The sequence below is a fragment of the Myxacorys sp. genome, assembly GCF_059501405.1.
Window position 1 is genome coordinate 15277 of the sequence record NZ_JCACCM010000127.1, and the last position, 15295, is coordinate 30571.

A 15295-nucleotide genomic window follows, 5' to 3' on the forward strand; every position below is an offset into this window, starting at 1 on the left:
CATTCCTCTCCTATTAACAACTATTACAGTTTCGACATTGAAGTAAACCCTCGGTGATAGGATGCCTAAAAACGTTTAGAGCGAGACCTTATGTCAGAAACTCTTAAAGGACAAGCTCCATTGTTTGGTGGCAGCACAGGCGGACTGCTCACCAAAGCCCTAGTAGAAGAAAGATATGCCATCACCTGGTCTAGTCCCAAAGAACAGGTTTTTGAGATGCCGATCAGTGGCGCTGCAAAAATGCGTCAAGGTGACAACTTGCTGTATTTAGCTCGCAAGGAACACTGTCTTACCCTCGGTGGACAACTTCGCACGAAGTTCAAAATCACCGATTACAAGATCTATCGTGAATTCCCCAACGGCGAATTGCAGTATTTGCACCCTTCAGATGGTGTATTCCCCGAAAAGGTAAATCCTGGTCGCGTTGCGGTCAACAGCGTACCCCGCAACATCGGTGCTAATGGAGAACCCGTTAGACTGAAGTTCAGCAGCAAGAAAACCTACGATCCTTAATCGCACGTTTTCTAATTAACATCGCTATTAGGAGCCATCTCAGAGTTTCTGCTCTAGAGTTTGGCTCCTAATTTTTAGGGATGAGATCAGGGATGAAAGAGAGCAATGCCCGGCTTTCGCGAGGGGTGAAGGAAGAGAGATAAATAGGGCGTTTGAGTTCTAGGGTGAGTCTGCTGTATCCTAAGCCTTGCAGCCTCTATTTTTCATCCTGTATTCCTCCTCCTTGCGTCAGCCTTGCCGTAAGGTGTCCCTCATTCCTCTAGAAACGTCATGATCTTTCCAGACTTGTCTCAGTTCGCAGAACTTGCGAAGCAGGGAAATTTTGTTCCGGTCTATCAAGAATGGGTGGCGGATCTAGATACCCCAGTGTCGGCATGGTATCGAGTTTGTGCAGGACAGCCCTACAGCTTTTTGTTGGAATCGGTGGAAGGCGGAGAAACGCTTGGGCGCTACAGCTTTTTGGGCTGCGATCCGCTTTGGGTATTAGAAGCACGAGGCGATCGCACGACTCAAACTCAGCGGGACGGCACGCAGCAGGTCTACCAAGGCGATCCGTTTGATGCATTGTCTCAATGCCTTGAGTCGGTTCACCCCGTGAAGTTACCCCAGTTACCGCCTGGAATTGGCGGGCTGTTTGGGTTTTGGGGCTATGAATTGATTCAATGGATGGAGCCACGAGTTCCGGTTTATTCGGCGACTGAGAATGACGTGCCAGATGGGTTGTGGATGCAGATCGATAACCTGCTGATTTTTGACCAGGTGAAACGGAAGATTTGGGCGATCGCATATGCCGATCTGCGCGATCCGAGCGTGAATCTAGAGACGGCGTATGGGCAAGCCTGCGATCGCGTCTCTCAACTTGTGGGCAAACTCCAGTCTCCCCTATCCGAGCAAGCCCATCTGCTGCCGTGGAAAGCCCCAACTTCTGAAACAGCAGCGCTTCAGTGGACGAGCAACACCACAAAAGAGCAATTTTGCACCAACGTTGAGAAGGCGAAGGATCACATTCGAGCAGGCGATATTTTTCAGGTAGTCATCTCTCAGCAGCTATCGGCAGAGTATAGCGGTGAGCCGTTTGGACTGTATCGATCGCTGCGGTTGGTCAATCCTTCACCATACATGGCGTACTTCCACTTTGGCGACTGGCAAATTATTGGATCGAGTCCTGAAGTGATGGTAAAAGCAGAGTTAGCGGGCGATCCAACTCAGCCGAAAATTGCGACCGTCCGCCCGATCGCGGGCACACGTCGTCGCGGCAAGACTCACGCAGAAGATGTGGCGTTAGAAAAGGATTTGTTGGCGGATCCCAAAGAAGTCGCGGAACATGTGATGCTGATTGATCTCGGTCGTAATGATTTGGGTCGAGTTTGCATCAACGGTTCGGTTCAGGTAGACGAACTCATGGTGATTGAGCGCTATTCTCACGTGATGCACATTGTCAGTAATGTCGTCGGTCAACTATCGCCAAGTAAAACTGCTTGGGACTTGCTCAAAGCCTGTTTTCCAGCAGGAACGGTGAGCGGAGCGCCGAAGATTCGGGCGATGGAAATTATTCACGATCTCGAACCGTGTCGCCGGGGCGTTTATTCTGGCGTCTATGGCTATTACGATTTTGAGGGCCAGTTGAACAGCGCGATCGCGATTCGTACTATGGTGGTTCGATCGTTAGGTAATGGCAACCATAGGGTCAGTGTTCAGGCGGGAGCGGGTCTAGTTGCTGATTCTGTACCCGAAACGGAATACGAAGAAACGCTGAGTAAGGCGCGAGGCGTTCTAGAAGCAATTCGTAGTTTGATGCATTAACAGAGCTGATGCATTGGAATTAGATCTGGTTCCAGCCCGATCCGTTGTCAATGCGTCAGTCCTGTAGAATTTTGGGCATGAATTCAGCGCGATCGCGACACTGTTTGAGAATCGATCAACTCAAGTAGAGACCTATACTTTGCTCGCTTAAGCGACGGACGATTGGCGCGCATGTTTAACATAAGCCGCGATCGCCAGTACCGCAAAAGAAGATATTTACTGCAATGACCTCTGAACAGACAGAAGGTTTTTGTGAATCAGAATTTGATTGCACTAGCCGATAATTAACACAATTCTGTAGATGTGGTTAAAATTATTCCAACAGAAGCCAAAATAACATACGAGGAAGAGCAGTCAGCAACTCAGATCTTCAAACCGATCTTCAAACCAATTTTCAAACCGGAAGTGTCCAGTCTGAACTGCTAAAGCATTCACTGTTGCCAATAATACAGAAAGAATTTGATTGGCACCGAATCCAAATAGGGAGAGATTGCTGTGGAGCACTTAAAAGCCATCATCATTGGTGCAGGAATGGGAGGACTCACGGCTGGAATCGCGCTTCAGCAAGCAGGATATAGCGTTGAGATCTACGATCGCGTCAAAGAACTCCGTTCCGCAGGTGCAGCAATCTCACTGTGGTCAAATGGCGTTAAAGTGCTCAACCGACTCGGATTGGGTCAAGCGATCGCACAGGTCGGCGGACAGATGGATCGGATGGCGTACTACAGTTCCACAGGTGAAACGCTGACTGATTTTAGTTTGCAGCCGCTGATCGACCACGTTGGGCAACGCCCCTATCCAGTCACCCGAACCGAGCTACAACAACTATTACTTCGTGCGGTTGGAGTGGAGACGGTGCAACTCAATTCTAAATGCCTAAGCGTTGAGCAAGATGAGAAGGGAGTCACCGCGTTCTTTGAAGACGGGCATCAAACCACAGGTGACGTGCTGGTTGCAGCCGATGGAACCCATTCGGTATTGCGTAGCTATGTTTTGGGCTATCCAGTTGAGCGCAAGTATGTCGGTTACGTTAACTGGAATGGATTAATCCCCGCAAGTGAAGATCTTGCCCCTAAAAACAGTTGGGTACTGTATGTGGGTGCACACAAACGAGCCTCGCTGATGCCTGTTGGACGCGCTCCTTCGGAGCTTGGCGGAGCCATTTTCTCTGAAGTTGCGCCTTGCGCTAATCGCTTTTACTTTTTCCTCGATGTTCCGCTCCCCAAAGGCACGGTGAGCCAGCCTGAAACCTATCAAGAAGAACTGTTCAGCTTCTTCAAAGGATGGGCATCTCCTGTTCAAACCTTGATTGAACGGCTCGATCCGACGACAACCAGCCGGGTCGAAATCCATGATGTTGATCCGTTACCGACGCTAGTGCGGGGTCGAGTTGCGTTGCTTGGAGATGCCGCCCACGGCACTGCGCCGGATGTCGGACAAGGAGGCTGTCAGGCACTGGAAGATGCGTTGGTTTTAGCAAACTATCTGCAAACTACCAATTTGGGCGTAGAGGATGCGCTCAAGCGATATGAAGCCGCTCGAATTGGTCGGGTCGCTGACATCATTCACCGTGCTCGCAAACGGTCTGATATCACCCACGGTAAACAGCCAGAAAAAACGCAGCAATGGTATGAAGAACTAAAGCGGGAAGATGGCTCGAATATTATGGCTGCGATCGCCAACACAATTCTAGGTGGGCCGCTAAACTGATGGGCAAACTTACCACTCACGTTTTAGACACGGCTCGCGGATGTCCGGCGGATGGCCTGAAGATCGAACTCTGGTGGATCGATGAATCATCCAGCGAGAGAACCCGCCTAACAACCACGACGACAAACTCGGATGGACGCACCGAGCAACCGCTGCTCGTCGATGACGCCTTTCAGCCCGGAACCTATGAGTTGGTTTTTGCGATCGGGGATTATTTTGCTAAAGGAAGCCATGACTTGCCGCATCCACCGTTTCTAAATCGGGTTCCGATTCAGTTTAGTATTGCGGATGCCACGGCTCACTACCATGTTCCATTGTTGGCTTCTCCTTGGGCTTACAGCACCTACCGAGGCAGTTAAGATGTCTTTATCCTGCGGCGGTATAGATAGCCATGTCCTGACTGCACGGCATCTTGAGATTGCTGAATTTGCTCTAACTCATAAACTACTCGCGCTTGACTCGCTACCAAACGTTACCGATCGAAACGCTACCGGATAATGTTCAAATTGGTGCGCCAGTAACTCCAGCAATTCACCTTAGTTTCTAGAGCCGTTTGATTCTGATTTCTCAAGCTAAAAACAGGGATCTGAACTCTACGTTTTAGAGGAGTTGCTTAGCCAAGCCTGAAGTGCAGTGTCTAGTTTCCGCAAGTCAAGGTTCCTTCTTTCGTTCCGTTTGGTTTGGCTTGCACCGCGACTTTGGGTTGCTGTCCTGGATAGCAACGCACTAAGACTTTATCGCCACTACGAGTCATGTTCAACACATAAACACGTTGACCGTTCAGTGTTGCTGGGCTAATTTGTGGGGCAATCGGTGCGGTCGCAATTGCAGGCACTAAGCTTGCCAGCCCAAACCATACAACCGTTGAGCCAGCCAGTCCTGAGAAACGCTTTACAGCTTGTATCATTGGTTTTGCTCCTGATGTAGTATTTTGACTCACTCTAGAGGACGCTCGATTCCTTGTCAAATACAGGAGAGCACCGCTGATCCGAATTTTTTTGGCTGAGGAGCAAGGCGAGTGACACCGATCTACTAGAATGACTGTTTGGGGAACGTCTTGAAAGGATGAAGGACGCCTGCACTCCGCAAGAAGGGACGCCTGTGGCAACACTAGCACAAGGAATGAGTCCTACCCCTTAGTCCGCTCCGCCCCTCATCTCCTCTCATCCAACACCTCTCATTCAACAGCAGTAGTTATGCCCAAGGTTCTTGTTTCCGATCCCATTGATCAAGTGGGAATTGATATTCTCTCGCAGGTTGCCCAAGTCGATGTCAAAACTGGGTTGCCCCCTGAGCAACTCGTGCAGATCATTCCAGACTATGATGCGCTCATGATTCGCTCGGGAACCCGAGTAACGGCAGACGTGATCGAGGCGGGCACGAATCTCAAAATTATTGGACGGGCAGGGGTCGGCGTCGATAACGTTGATGTCCCGGCAGCGACGCGACGCGGTATTGTGGTCGTCAACTCTCCAGAAGGCAATACGATCGCGGCGGCAGAACACACGCTGGCGATGATGATGTCTCTATCGCGCTACATTCCCGCCGCTAACCAAGCGACTAAAAGTGGCAAGTGGGATCGCAAAAGCTTTACCGGAAATGAAGTCTACAACAAAACTCTAGGGGTCGTTGGACTTGGCAAAATTGGTGCTCACGTGGCCACCGTTGCGCGAGCGATGGGTATGAAACTATTGGCATACGATCCCTTCGTGTCGGTTGAACGGGCAGAACAGCTCAATTGCCGATTGGTCGAACTCGATATGCTGTTTCAAGAATCGGATTACATCACGCTGCATATTCCGAAGACGCCAGAGACCGCAAACTTGATCAATGCCGATGCGATCGCCCGGATGAAACCGACCACTCGCATCATCAACTGTGCGCGAGGGGGCATTATCGATGAGCAAGCCTTAGCGACAGCGTTGGCAGAAGGAAAAATTGCGGGAGCCGCCATAGACGTATTTAGCTCCGAACCATTAGGAGAAAGTCCGCTCACGTCGTTGGGCAAAGAAATCGTCCTCACCCCCCACTTAGGAGCTTCCACCGAAGAAGCGCAAGTCAACGTCGCGGTCGATGTTGCCGAACAAATTCGCGATGTTTTGCTCGGACTACCTGCGCGATCGGCCGTCAACATCCCTGGTTTGCGTCCTGACCTATTAGAGCAACTCAAACCCTATCTACAGCTTGCAGAAACGTTAGGAAATCTGGTCGGTCAGCTTGCAGGCGGACGGATCGAATCGCTCAATATCGGCTTGCGTGGGGAACTGGCGACCAATCAAAGCCAGCCGATCGTGATTGCCGCCTTAAAAGGGTTGCTATCCCATGCTTTGCAAGAACGAGTCAACTATGTGAACGCCAGCATCGAAGCGAAAGAACGAGGAATTCGTGTCATCGAGACTCGGGATGCGTCGGTCAAAGACTATGCGGGTTCCTTGCAATTAACGGCGAAAGGCTCTCTTGGTGAGCATTCTGTGACCGGAGCGTTGCTCGGCGACAATGAAATTCGGATCACCAGCTTAAATGACTTTCCGATCAACGTTCCACCCAACCGCTATATGCTGTTTACCCTGCACCGAGACATGCCGGGAATCATTGGGAGTATTGGCTCGTTACTCGGTGGCTTTAACGTCAATATTGCCAGTATGCAAGTCGGTCGTAAGATCGTTCGCGGGGATGCCGTAATGGTTCTCAGCATTGATGATCCCCTGCCCGATAACATTTTAGAGGAAGTGAAAAAGGTTTCAGGTATTCGAGATGCCTACACCGTAACGTTATAAACAGGGACGAGGATAAACAGGGATGAGGGATGAAGGATGAAGCATGAGAGAATTAAATCTTTCATCCCTCATCCCTTTTGCTCGCTCTATGTCAAACAGTTGGTGGGAAATTCAAGTCCTCTGCGATGCGGCACTAGATGAACTGGTCTATTGGCGACTCGATAATTTCGGTTGCCGAGGAACATCAAGCCAACTGACCGGATCGTCGTGCTTGGTTGCAGGTTACTTGCCCCAGCAAAAAGCGCAGCTATTAGATCTGTCTGCTCTATCGCTGTGGATCCGCCAAGATGCTTTGTGCGCCGGATTGCCGACTCCGATCGTGCAGTGGGGACTGATTGATGAGGAAGATTGGGCGAGTAGCTGGAAAGTACATTGGCAGCCGCAAGAGATTGGCGATCGCTTCTTAATTAATCCGGCGTGGTTGCCAAAACCAGAGGTGCAAAATCGGATTATTCTACAGTTAGAACCCGGCGTTGCGTTTGGCACTGGCGATCATGCCACCACTCAGCTTTGCCTAGAAGCGCTAGAAATGCGCCTTGGCGAAAATCCTCAAGATGTGGTTTTAGCGGACGTTGGCTGCGGGTCAGGAATTTTGTCTGTCGGAGCCTTATTGCTAGGCGCGAAAAAAGCCTACGCCGTGGATACCGATCCGTTAGCGGTAAAAGCAACGCAAGAAAACATCATTCTGAATCAAATCGATCCACGAAAATTGATTGTGAAAGAAGGAAGCGTTCAACAGTTAGCAACAATGCTGGCTGAACCCGTAGATGGATTGGTGTGCAACATTTTGGCAGAGGTGATCATTGACTTAATTCCTCAGTGGACTCCCCTGGTTAAAGCGTCAACCTGGGGAATTTTGAGCGGAATTCTGTTAGAACAAGCAAAACCTGTGGCTGACACTCTAGAAGCGAATGGTTGGATCGTTGCAGCCCTGTGGAAACGCGGCGATTGGTGCTGTTTGAATATTCGGCGATCGTAAAGCATCGCCTCAACTGCTTCGCTAATCCGTTTGGGCTAGACTTCGCCCGTGCAGAATATTTTTAGACTTACCTTCAGACTTCTAAATAGAGCATTGTTCTTAACGAGTTCGATCATCGCCGCCGATCGAGGGATGACCGCCCAGTGACGGTTGCCCTCCATCGGTCAAGAGCTAGGCGATTTCTTCGGAGTGACGAGCGCTAATCACAAGCTCTCGTCCGTACATTTTTCGTCCAACCGCTTCTGCAATTGGCTCTAGGCTGCGAACCAAGGCTGCCATATCTTCTAGGGAAAGAGCTTGCCGCGCATCGGAAACTGACTTTTCGGGTTCGGGATGGCATTCGATAATGAGTCCGTCGGCTCCACATGCGATCGCGGCTCTCGACAAATCAGCAATCAGTTCTCGTTTGCCTGCCGCATGGCTAGGATCAACCAAAATCGGTAAATGAGTGATTTGACGCAGGGCTGCCACTGCGCCCAGATCCAACACATTACGGGTGTAGGTATCGAAGCTGCGAATGCCTCGCTCACATAGCACAATCTGGGAATTGCCATGACTGGCAACGTATTCTGCCGCCATGACAAATTCTTCGATCGTCGCCGCCAGTCCGCGTTTAAGCAGAATCGGTTTATTCGCCTGTCCTAACGCTTTTAGCAAATCGAAATTTTGCATATTGCGGCTGCCAACTTGCAGCATATCGGCATAGGCAGAAATTTCTTCGATCTGCGAAATCGCCATCACTTCTGTCACCACAGGTAAGTCATAGCGTTGCCGGACTGAGGCAAGAATATCTAATCCTTCGATCCCCATGCCTTGAAATGCATAGGGCGAGGTGCGCGGTTTGTAAACGCCGCCCCGAAGCGCTTGGATGGGAGCCGACTTGAGATGTCGAGCGACGGTTTCCATTTGGCTTAGACTTTCGACCGTACAGGGTCCACCGATAATTACGACTTCTTCGCCGCCAATTGAGACGAGATCGGAGAGCGGCACGATCGTTTTGTGAGCAGAATTGAGCTTGGTAACTAGGGGTGCGCCTTGCATTGAAATGACTCCTTTAAGAGAGGGTTGGTTAATAACAAAAAAGCCTGGAACTGATTGAGTTCCAGGCTGAAGAATTTCATGTAGAAATCTCACCCAGAACTGATTTGGGTCCAAAAAAAGCTAAAAAACCAAGAGGTGAGGAGAGACATGGGGAGGATGAGGTATGAGGGATGAAGGGGTGAGGGGAGTGTAGGACAGATCTTCAAGCCATTAAAAAACCGCAGATGCGACTCTGCGGTTCACCAGGCGAAGACAAGCTTCATTCACGCCAGGTGAACCGCCTCTCGCCAAAAAAAGTAAAAGTAGGATGGGCTGTAGTGCATCGCTAAAAAATGATTCGGAAGAATGTTGATTACTCTAGACCCTAACAAAGGGATTTCAGGAAGTCAAGTCCTCAGTTAGGGAACACGAAGGTTTTATCGCAATAAGCGATCCTTCGGAGCCTGGCAAAGCTAATTCAGGTATTCGTTAAAACACGTGTCTGTTTTGATATCAGGGCACCTGCACCCTGTAGGATCGCAAAGCATCAATCTTTAAGGCTACCCGTAGAATATGAATTTCTTCAAATCTAGATTGCTTTTGGCGTTCAATCCAGTTTCTGTATTGCTTCTTGCGACAATCGCGGGGATCATTGCTCCATCAGCCCCCGCTCAAGCTGTAACGCCAACCACCACGTGTAGCTTCAATTCCAACGCTGGAACTCCTAACCCATTAGGAATGCGGACGTTAGTTACTCTGACCGAAATGGACGGAAATACCACGGTTAAGTATGAACAGTTGCCAACGCCCGTTGGTGGAACGGTTGCCGCTACGATCGCGTCAGAGCGAGAACTGATTCTCTATAAAACTAATGTTGCACAAGCACGGCAGCTCTTCTTAAGCGATCCGAAATACTACAACGAACTGCGAGGCTCTAGCGACGGCGACGGCTTCAAAGCGGTAAACGATACGTTGATCTGCCAATCCACGTCAGGATCAACTCCATCGCCAACGGGTGGCACCGTCTCGGCTCTACCAGATGGCAGCTACCGCTTTTGGAATGGCAAGGCAACGGGAGTACTGAGCAGTGACCAACTCCTCAAGCAAGGCGGTGTCTTGTTTCTGTTTAACAAGCGAGGAAACCAGATCGTTGGAACGTTTGGACAAATTGATAATGAAGGAAGTTGTGTGAAAGGCACAGTGAATGGCAATACGTTCACGGGCGTTGCTATTCCATATGAGCCGTCGCCCAATCCTGCTAGTCGCTCCAACACCTCATTTGATCCGGGTGGATTTCTCAAGTTGGGTCGCTGGAAGAAAGTAGGAAATCAGAATCAGTATGAAAACTCTACGCTAGATTTATCGAGGCTAAATCGTATCAATTTAGGATCCCGTAAGCCGAGTAGCAGTTGTCCATAAAGATGAAAAAGCAGTCGAGCTTAAATTAGCTCGACTGCTTTTTAGGACGCTTTTTATAACTTAGAGCGGCAGACTACATCATGCCCATGCCGCCCATGCCACCCATGCCACCCATACCGCCCATGCCGCCCATCGGATCCATACCCGGAGCGCCAGCCGCAGCTTTGGGTTCAGGCTTCTCAACGACGAGCGCTTCAGTCGTTAGTACCATGCCTGCGATCGAAGCCGCGTCTTGCAGCGCCGACCGAACGACTTTAGCCGGATCAACAATTCCAGCCGCGATCAGGTCTTCGTAAGTGCCCGTCAAGGCGTTAAAGCCGTGGTTGAACTCCATTTCACGCACTTTCTCGACGACAACCGAACCTTCTGCGCCCGCGTTGTCGGCAATTTGACGCAACGGAGCATCGAGCGATCGCACCACAATTTCAGCCCCGACTCGCTCTTCAGCGCTGAGGTTTGCTGCCATTGCTGTTACCTTTCCAGCAAGGTGAATCAGCGAAACACCACCACCGGGAACGATGCCTTCTTCAACGGCTGCCTTGGTTGCGTTGAGAGCATCTTCGATGCGAAGTTTGCGGTTCTTCAGTTCGGTTTCGGTTGCGGCTCCAACTTTGATGACGGCCACGCCGCCTGCTAGTTTAGCGATGCGCTCAGAAATCTTTTCTTTGTCATAGTCCGAATCGCTGCGATCGAGTTCTTTACGCAATTGCTCAACACGCTTTTTAACGTTCTCGCTGTTGTCGTTGTCAGACACGATCGTGGTGGCATCTTTAGTGATCGTGATTTTGCGAGCCGTTCCCAACATCTCAAGAGTGACGGTGTCGAGGCTCATGCCGATCTCTTCAGAAATCACCTGACCATCGGTCAGAACGGCGATGTCTTCGAGCATCTGCTTTCTGCGATCGCCAAATCCGGGTGCTTTGATTGCGGCTGCGTTCAAAACGCCGCGCAGACGGTTGACTACTAGCGTTGCCAGGGCTTCACCTTCAATGTCTTCAGCAATGATCAGCAACGGCTGACCCGCACGGGCAATCTTTTCGAGTACCGGAACGAGTTCTTGAATCGAGCTGATTTTCTTGTCGCAAAGCAAAATAGCAGCGTTTTCGTACTCAACGATCAGCCGCTCAACGTCGGTGACAAAGTAAGGAGAGAGGTAGCCGCGATCGATCTGCATCCCTTCAACAATCTCCATCTCTGTCGCCAGGGATTTTGATTCTTCAACCGTAATCACGCCGTCTCTGCCGACTTTGTCCATCGCTTGGGCAATCATCGCGCCCACCTCTTCATCACCACCAGAAGACACGGTGGCAACCTGTGCGATCGCATTGCCTTCAACGGGCTTTGCCGCCGCTTTGATTTCAGTTACGAGGGTTGCGATCGCTTTTTCGATGCCGCGACGAATGCTGATCGGATTTGCTCCGGCAGCTACGTTTTTCATACCTTCGCGAATCATCGCTTGGGCAAGGACGGTTGCGGTGGTTGTGCCATCGCCTGCCAAATCTTTCGTTTTAGACGCAACTTCGCGAATCAGCGAAGCGCCTGTATTTTCTAATGGATCTTCGAGTTCAATATCTTTTGCGATCGTCACCCCATCGTTCACAATTTGAGGTGCGCCATACTTCTTCTCAAGCAGTACGTTCCGTCCGCGTGGACCCAAGGTGACACGCACTGCATCAGCTAGGGCATTTACGCCCCGCTCGAGCGCTTGCCGGGACTCGTCGTTAAAGACAACAATCTTTGCCATAGTGAGTTTTGTCTCGCAGTTCTCCAAGTAGATAATTTAGCACTCACAGCCTCTGAGTGCTAATAACTTTCGGATCGGAAAACCGTAAGTCTCTTGATTGATGCGTTTACGATCAAGAAACAGAATCGATCAATCAACGTTGGTTGATCGATTGGCACTGCAAAAAGGTGGTGGTTCAATGTATGCGATCGTATCTCCTGAAAACATCAACCTGCCCCCTGGAACGGTTGTCCGCTTACTAGGGAACTGGCAGGACTATCTCGCATTGACTCAACAACGAGGCGACGACAAATCGATCCCCCGCATCAAATACCGACCGGGAGAAATTTTGCTGATGGCTCCTCTACCCGCGCATGGGTTCGACGCTAATATTCTGGCAGATGTGGCTAAAGAACTGCTGGATCACTCCGGGAAAGAGTATCAAGCCTACACGCTTATCACAATGCAACTGCCAGAGAGAAGTGGATTTGAGCCAGATTATTGCTTTTACATCGATAATTGGGCGGCAGTAACAGGCAAAAGACGGATTGATTGGAGTGTTGAACCGCCACCCGATTTAGTCATTGAAATTGACGTGACGAGTTACACCGATGTCAATGATTATCTGCCGTATCGTGTGCCAGAAGTTTGGTTGTTTAAAACAGATGAACTGAGCATCTATGGTTTGCAGGACAACGCCTATGTGATTCAGTCCAACAGCCGCTATTTTCCTGAGATCAACCTTTCTGAGATAGTTAGAGAGACATTGCAGATAGCGATTGACAGTAGCACTAGCGCTGCAATCCGTGCTTTGCGCAAAAATTGCAAGAAAACACTTAAATGCATCAAGGCAAATCTGCTTAAATTGCAGCGATCGCAGCGAAAGTCGCAAGGTTTGAGCCAAACCTACCTCCATTCATAGATAACCTCCAGAGATTTAACTTAAAGGTCGCGACCTTATCTATCAACCTTGCTCTATTCATAGATAACCTCCAGAGGTTTGAGAAAAAGGTCGCGACCTTATCTATTAATCTTGCTCCCTTCATTGATTAGCTCCAGAGGTTTAACCTAAAGGTCGCGACCCTATCTATAAATCACCAGCCGTTTGAGAGATCACCAGCCGTTTGAGAAAAGCTAAGCCATTGAAGAGTAAATTTGCGCAAGGTTAGGGTGCGATCGTCATAGAAGCTACCTAGTTGATTTAGCGCATATTGTCTGCCATTGGGCATCACATAGTCGAACTGGGCGAGGGTGCGATCACCGACAGTAAGACGCTTTCTGCCGTAGAGCCGCATCGAGAGGTAATATGCTGACTTTGTTAAACTTAATCTGAGATTTCAGGTGAGAGTTTGATGTCGAAGTAGTGTTGTTTGTAAGGTGTTGCAGGATCACTATGCAATTAGTAATGTTCGATATTGATGGCACTCTTACCCAATCGAATGACCTGGACGATGAAGCATTTCTACAAGCGTTATTTGAGGTCTTCAGGTTTTCCGAGGTTTCAAATGATTGGACATCCTACAGCCATGTCACTGATGCTTGTATTTTGAAGGAAGTTTGTCAGCATCAGCTTGGTCGGAATCCATCTCTTGATGAAGTTGCAAGATTCCAAATGCGGTTTCTTGAATTGTTAGCAAAGGGGGCGGCAAGCATTGGCGGCATTCAACCGGTATCAGGGGCATCTAGTATCCTATCCGAACTGCTTACGTCTTCTGATCACCATGTCGCTTATGCGGGTGGTGCTTGGACAGCCTCAGCCCTTTTCAAACTTCAGTCTGCTAATCTCCCAATTCAAACCATTCCGTATGCTTTTTCCGATGATGACGAATCTCGTGAGGGGATTACAGCAATCGCGCTGATTAGAGCCGAAAAGCAGTATGGTCAAACGTTTTCCAGTATCGTCTATGTAGGCGACGGAGTTTGGGATATTCGTTCAGCAAGAAAATCAGGATATCAGTTTATCGGTATTGCATCTGGTGATGAAGCTGAGAGCTTGCACAACGAGGGAGCACCGTTCATCTTTCCCAACTATGATGAGCCAGAGCGTTTTTTTGCAGCGTTAAGATCGGCAGCATGACATGGCGGTGGAGTGGGTGATCTCAATCTTCTCGTTGCGTTAATGAGATCGCGGATGCTGTGGATAAGAGTAGACTTTCACTAGGTTGTGAAAGGCGCTGAGTTGGATCGTACACCTGCATAACTCGCCGAAAGTTCCAATTGCAAGTTATGAAGAGTTACAGATGAAATTTGAATGGAACCCGGACAAAGCGATATTAAACCTTGAGAAGCATGGTGTTTCCTTTCAAGAAGCCGCAACCGTATTTAACAACCCTCTATCTGTAACTTTCCCTGATCCTGACCATTCGATCGGAGAAAATCGCTACGTTATTATTGGTATATCTCGGTTTGAGCGACTTTTAATAGTTGCACATACTGATCGAGGAGAAAAGGTACGAATCATTAGCGCCCGAAAAGCTACTCAACAGGAGCGGAGGTTTTATGAAGAAGGAAATTGAGAACGAAATGGAAGACGAACTGCGTTCTGAGTACGACTTTGCTCAAATGCAAGGTGGTGCTAAAGGCAAGTATGTTGAGCGCTATCGCACAGGGACAAACCTAGTGCTTCTAGATCCCGATGTTGCCCAAGCTTTTCCCAATGATGAAGCAGTAAATGAAGCCTTACGATTATTGATACAGGTTGCTCAGCACTCTCAATCCAACGTCGCGGTGCAACAGACGGAATAAAAGCTGTCGGTGGAAGTCTAAGGTCACTAGACGCTGCTGACTGCCGTTGTCTCTGAAACTCATTTCAACTAGCATATCTTTGCTCTAGACGGCTGCCATCCTTAGTGCCTTCTAGCGCGATCGTCGAATCTAAACTGCTCAGCAACTGCTTCGATTTCCTCATTTTCTCAAGCATCCGTCTGCGACGTTTGACTCGCCAAATATTGCTTCAGGCTCAATAAACTGATGGTTTGACCCAAATTAATCGGCAACAGCGAGATCCCTTCAATTCTCGACTGCACCCAGCCGTCCCCCCATGCCCATTCATGGAAGCCATCAATGCCTTGGCTCAGTAAGAATCGAATCCGGTTCGGTTCAGCAAGTTCGACTTGGTGTTGGATTGCGATCGCGCCAATCTGACCTGTAAATTTCACTCCAGGCTGCAACGTATCGGGCAACCCAGCAGACAATCGCTCAAACCAGAGCCATTTTTGCAACTCACGCGGATGGGTCAATCCGTTCCGCAACGTTTCTTGGGAAGCATCAACTTCAATGCGGAGGCTACTCTGCTGAAATGTACCAAACATAAGCAAATCAGGGCAAAACGTTCTTTTCTCCAGTATGGCA

General features: G+C 49.4%; 17 protein-coding genes. 12 read left to right on the forward strand and 5 right to left on the reverse strand.

The window, feature by feature from the left end:
- The first annotated feature begins 90 nt into the window (after positions 1–90).
- From AC5I6P_RS17330 to AC5I6P_RS17350, 5 genes are all read left to right on the forward strand, one after another.
- Positions 91–513: a photosystem I reaction center subunit II PsaD gene (locus AC5I6P_RS17330; protein WP_495695027.1), complete on the forward strand. Its 423-nt coding sequence runs from the start codon at positions 91–93 to the stop codon at positions 511–513.
- Between the two features lie 270 nt (positions 514–783).
- Positions 784–2316 carry an anthranilate synthase component I gene (gene trpE / locus AC5I6P_RS17335; RefSeq protein WP_495695028.1) on the forward strand — a complete coding sequence of 511 codons (1533 nt, stop codon included), beginning with the start codon at positions 784–786 and terminating at the stop codon, positions 2314–2316.
- A 495-nt stretch (positions 2317–2811) separates the two neighbouring features.
- Entirely contained in the window at positions 2812–4026 is a 1215-nt protein-coding gene (gene hpxO, locus AC5I6P_RS17340; RefSeq protein WP_495695029.1) for an FAD-dependent urate hydroxylase HpxO, read from the forward strand.
- Positions 4026–4385, forward strand: coding sequence for a hydroxyisourate hydrolase (gene uraH, locus AC5I6P_RS17345; protein ID WP_495695030.1), 360 nt, complete (start codon positions 4026–4028; stop codon positions 4383–4385). Before hpxO ends, uraH begins: the two co-directional genes overlap by 1 nt.
- Before the next feature lies 1 nt (position 4386).
- Entirely contained in the window at positions 4387–4524 is a 138-nt protein-coding gene (locus tag AC5I6P_RS17350; protein WP_495695031.1) for a hypothetical protein, read from the forward strand.
- A gap of 139 nt (positions 4525–4663) precedes the next feature.
- Here the strand turns inward: AC5I6P_RS17350 and AC5I6P_RS17355 are convergent, their stop codons facing one another.
- A complete protein-coding gene (locus AC5I6P_RS17355) occupies positions 4664–4933 on the reverse strand; it encodes a hypothetical protein (RefSeq protein WP_495695032.1) in 270 nt (89 codons plus the stop codon).
- 289 nt (positions 4934–5222) lie between these two features.
- Between AC5I6P_RS17355 and serA the strand changes: the two genes are divergently transcribed.
- Both serA and prmA read left to right on the forward strand, forming a co-directional pair.
- Positions 5223–6803 (forward strand): phosphoglycerate dehydrogenase, encoded by a 1581-nt coding sequence (serA, locus tag AC5I6P_RS17360; protein ID WP_495695033.1) that lies wholly within the window; start codon positions 5223–5225, stop codon positions 6801–6803.
- Between the two features lie 88 nt (positions 6804–6891).
- Positions 6892–7782: a 50S ribosomal protein L11 methyltransferase gene (gene prmA / locus AC5I6P_RS17365; RefSeq protein WP_495695034.1), complete on the forward strand. Its 891-nt coding sequence runs from the start codon at positions 6892–6894 to the stop codon at positions 7780–7782.
- A gap of 171 nt (positions 7783–7953) precedes the next feature.
- Here the strand turns inward: prmA and aroF are convergent, their stop codons facing one another.
- Complete coding sequence (gene aroF, locus AC5I6P_RS17370) at positions 7954–8823, reverse strand: 3-deoxy-7-phosphoheptulonate synthase (protein ID WP_495695035.1); 870 nt, start codon at positions 8821–8823, stop codon at positions 7954–7956.
- Between the two features lie 552 nt (positions 8824–9375).
- Between aroF and AC5I6P_RS17375 the strand changes: the two genes are divergently transcribed.
- Positions 9376–10221 (forward strand): hypothetical protein, encoded by an 846-nt coding sequence (locus AC5I6P_RS17375; RefSeq protein WP_495695036.1) that lies wholly within the window; start codon positions 9376–9378, stop codon positions 10219–10221.
- Positions 10222–10294: 73 nt separating this feature from the next.
- On the opposite strand, the gene groL is transcribed toward AC5I6P_RS17375, so the two are convergent.
- On the reverse strand, positions 10295–11965 hold the full coding sequence (groL, locus tag AC5I6P_RS17380; RefSeq protein WP_495695037.1) for a chaperonin GroEL: 1671 nt from the start codon (positions 11963–11965) through the stop codon (positions 10295–10297).
- A gap of 151 nt (positions 11966–12116) precedes the next feature.
- On the opposite strand from groL, the gene AC5I6P_RS17385 reads away from it, so the two are divergent.
- A complete protein-coding gene (locus tag AC5I6P_RS17385) occupies positions 12117–12866 on the forward strand; it encodes a Uma2 family endonuclease (protein ID WP_495695038.1) in 750 nt (249 codons plus the stop codon).
- 172 nt (positions 12867–13038) lie between these two features.
- On the opposite strand, the gene AC5I6P_RS17390 is transcribed toward AC5I6P_RS17385, so the two are convergent.
- On the reverse strand, positions 13039–13239 hold the full coding sequence (locus tag AC5I6P_RS17390) for a hypothetical protein (RefSeq protein ID WP_495695039.1): 201 nt from the start codon (positions 13237–13239) through the stop codon (positions 13039–13041).
- 98 nt (positions 13240–13337) lie between these two features.
- Here AC5I6P_RS17390 and AC5I6P_RS17395 point away from each other — a divergent pair, with 98 nt between their 5' ends.
- The 3 genes from AC5I6P_RS17395 to AC5I6P_RS17405 all read left to right on the forward strand — a co-directional run bounded on the left by AC5I6P_RS17395 (position 13338) and on the right by AC5I6P_RS17405 (position 14689).
- Complete coding sequence (locus AC5I6P_RS17395) at positions 13338–14021, forward strand: HAD family hydrolase (protein ID WP_495695040.1); 684 nt, start codon at positions 13338–13340, stop codon at positions 14019–14021.
- Positions 14022–14184: 163 nt separating this feature from the next.
- Entirely contained in the window at positions 14185–14460 is a 276-nt protein-coding gene (locus AC5I6P_RS17400; protein WP_495695041.1) for a BrnT family toxin, read from the forward strand.
- Positions 14444–14689, forward strand: a complete 246-nt coding sequence (locus AC5I6P_RS17405; protein WP_495695042.1) for a hypothetical protein — start codon at positions 14444–14446, stop codon at positions 14687–14689. The genes AC5I6P_RS17400 and AC5I6P_RS17405 overlap by 17 nt, the downstream gene beginning before the upstream one ends.
- A gap of 167 nt (positions 14690–14856) precedes the next feature.
- Here the strand turns inward: AC5I6P_RS17405 and AC5I6P_RS17410 are convergent, their stop codons facing one another.
- Positions 14857–15255 carry a hypothetical protein gene (locus AC5I6P_RS17410; RefSeq protein ID WP_495695043.1) on the reverse strand — a complete coding sequence of 133 codons (399 nt, stop codon included), beginning with the start codon at positions 15253–15255 and terminating at the stop codon, positions 14857–14859.
- Between the last annotated feature and the right edge of the window lie 40 nt (positions 15256–15295).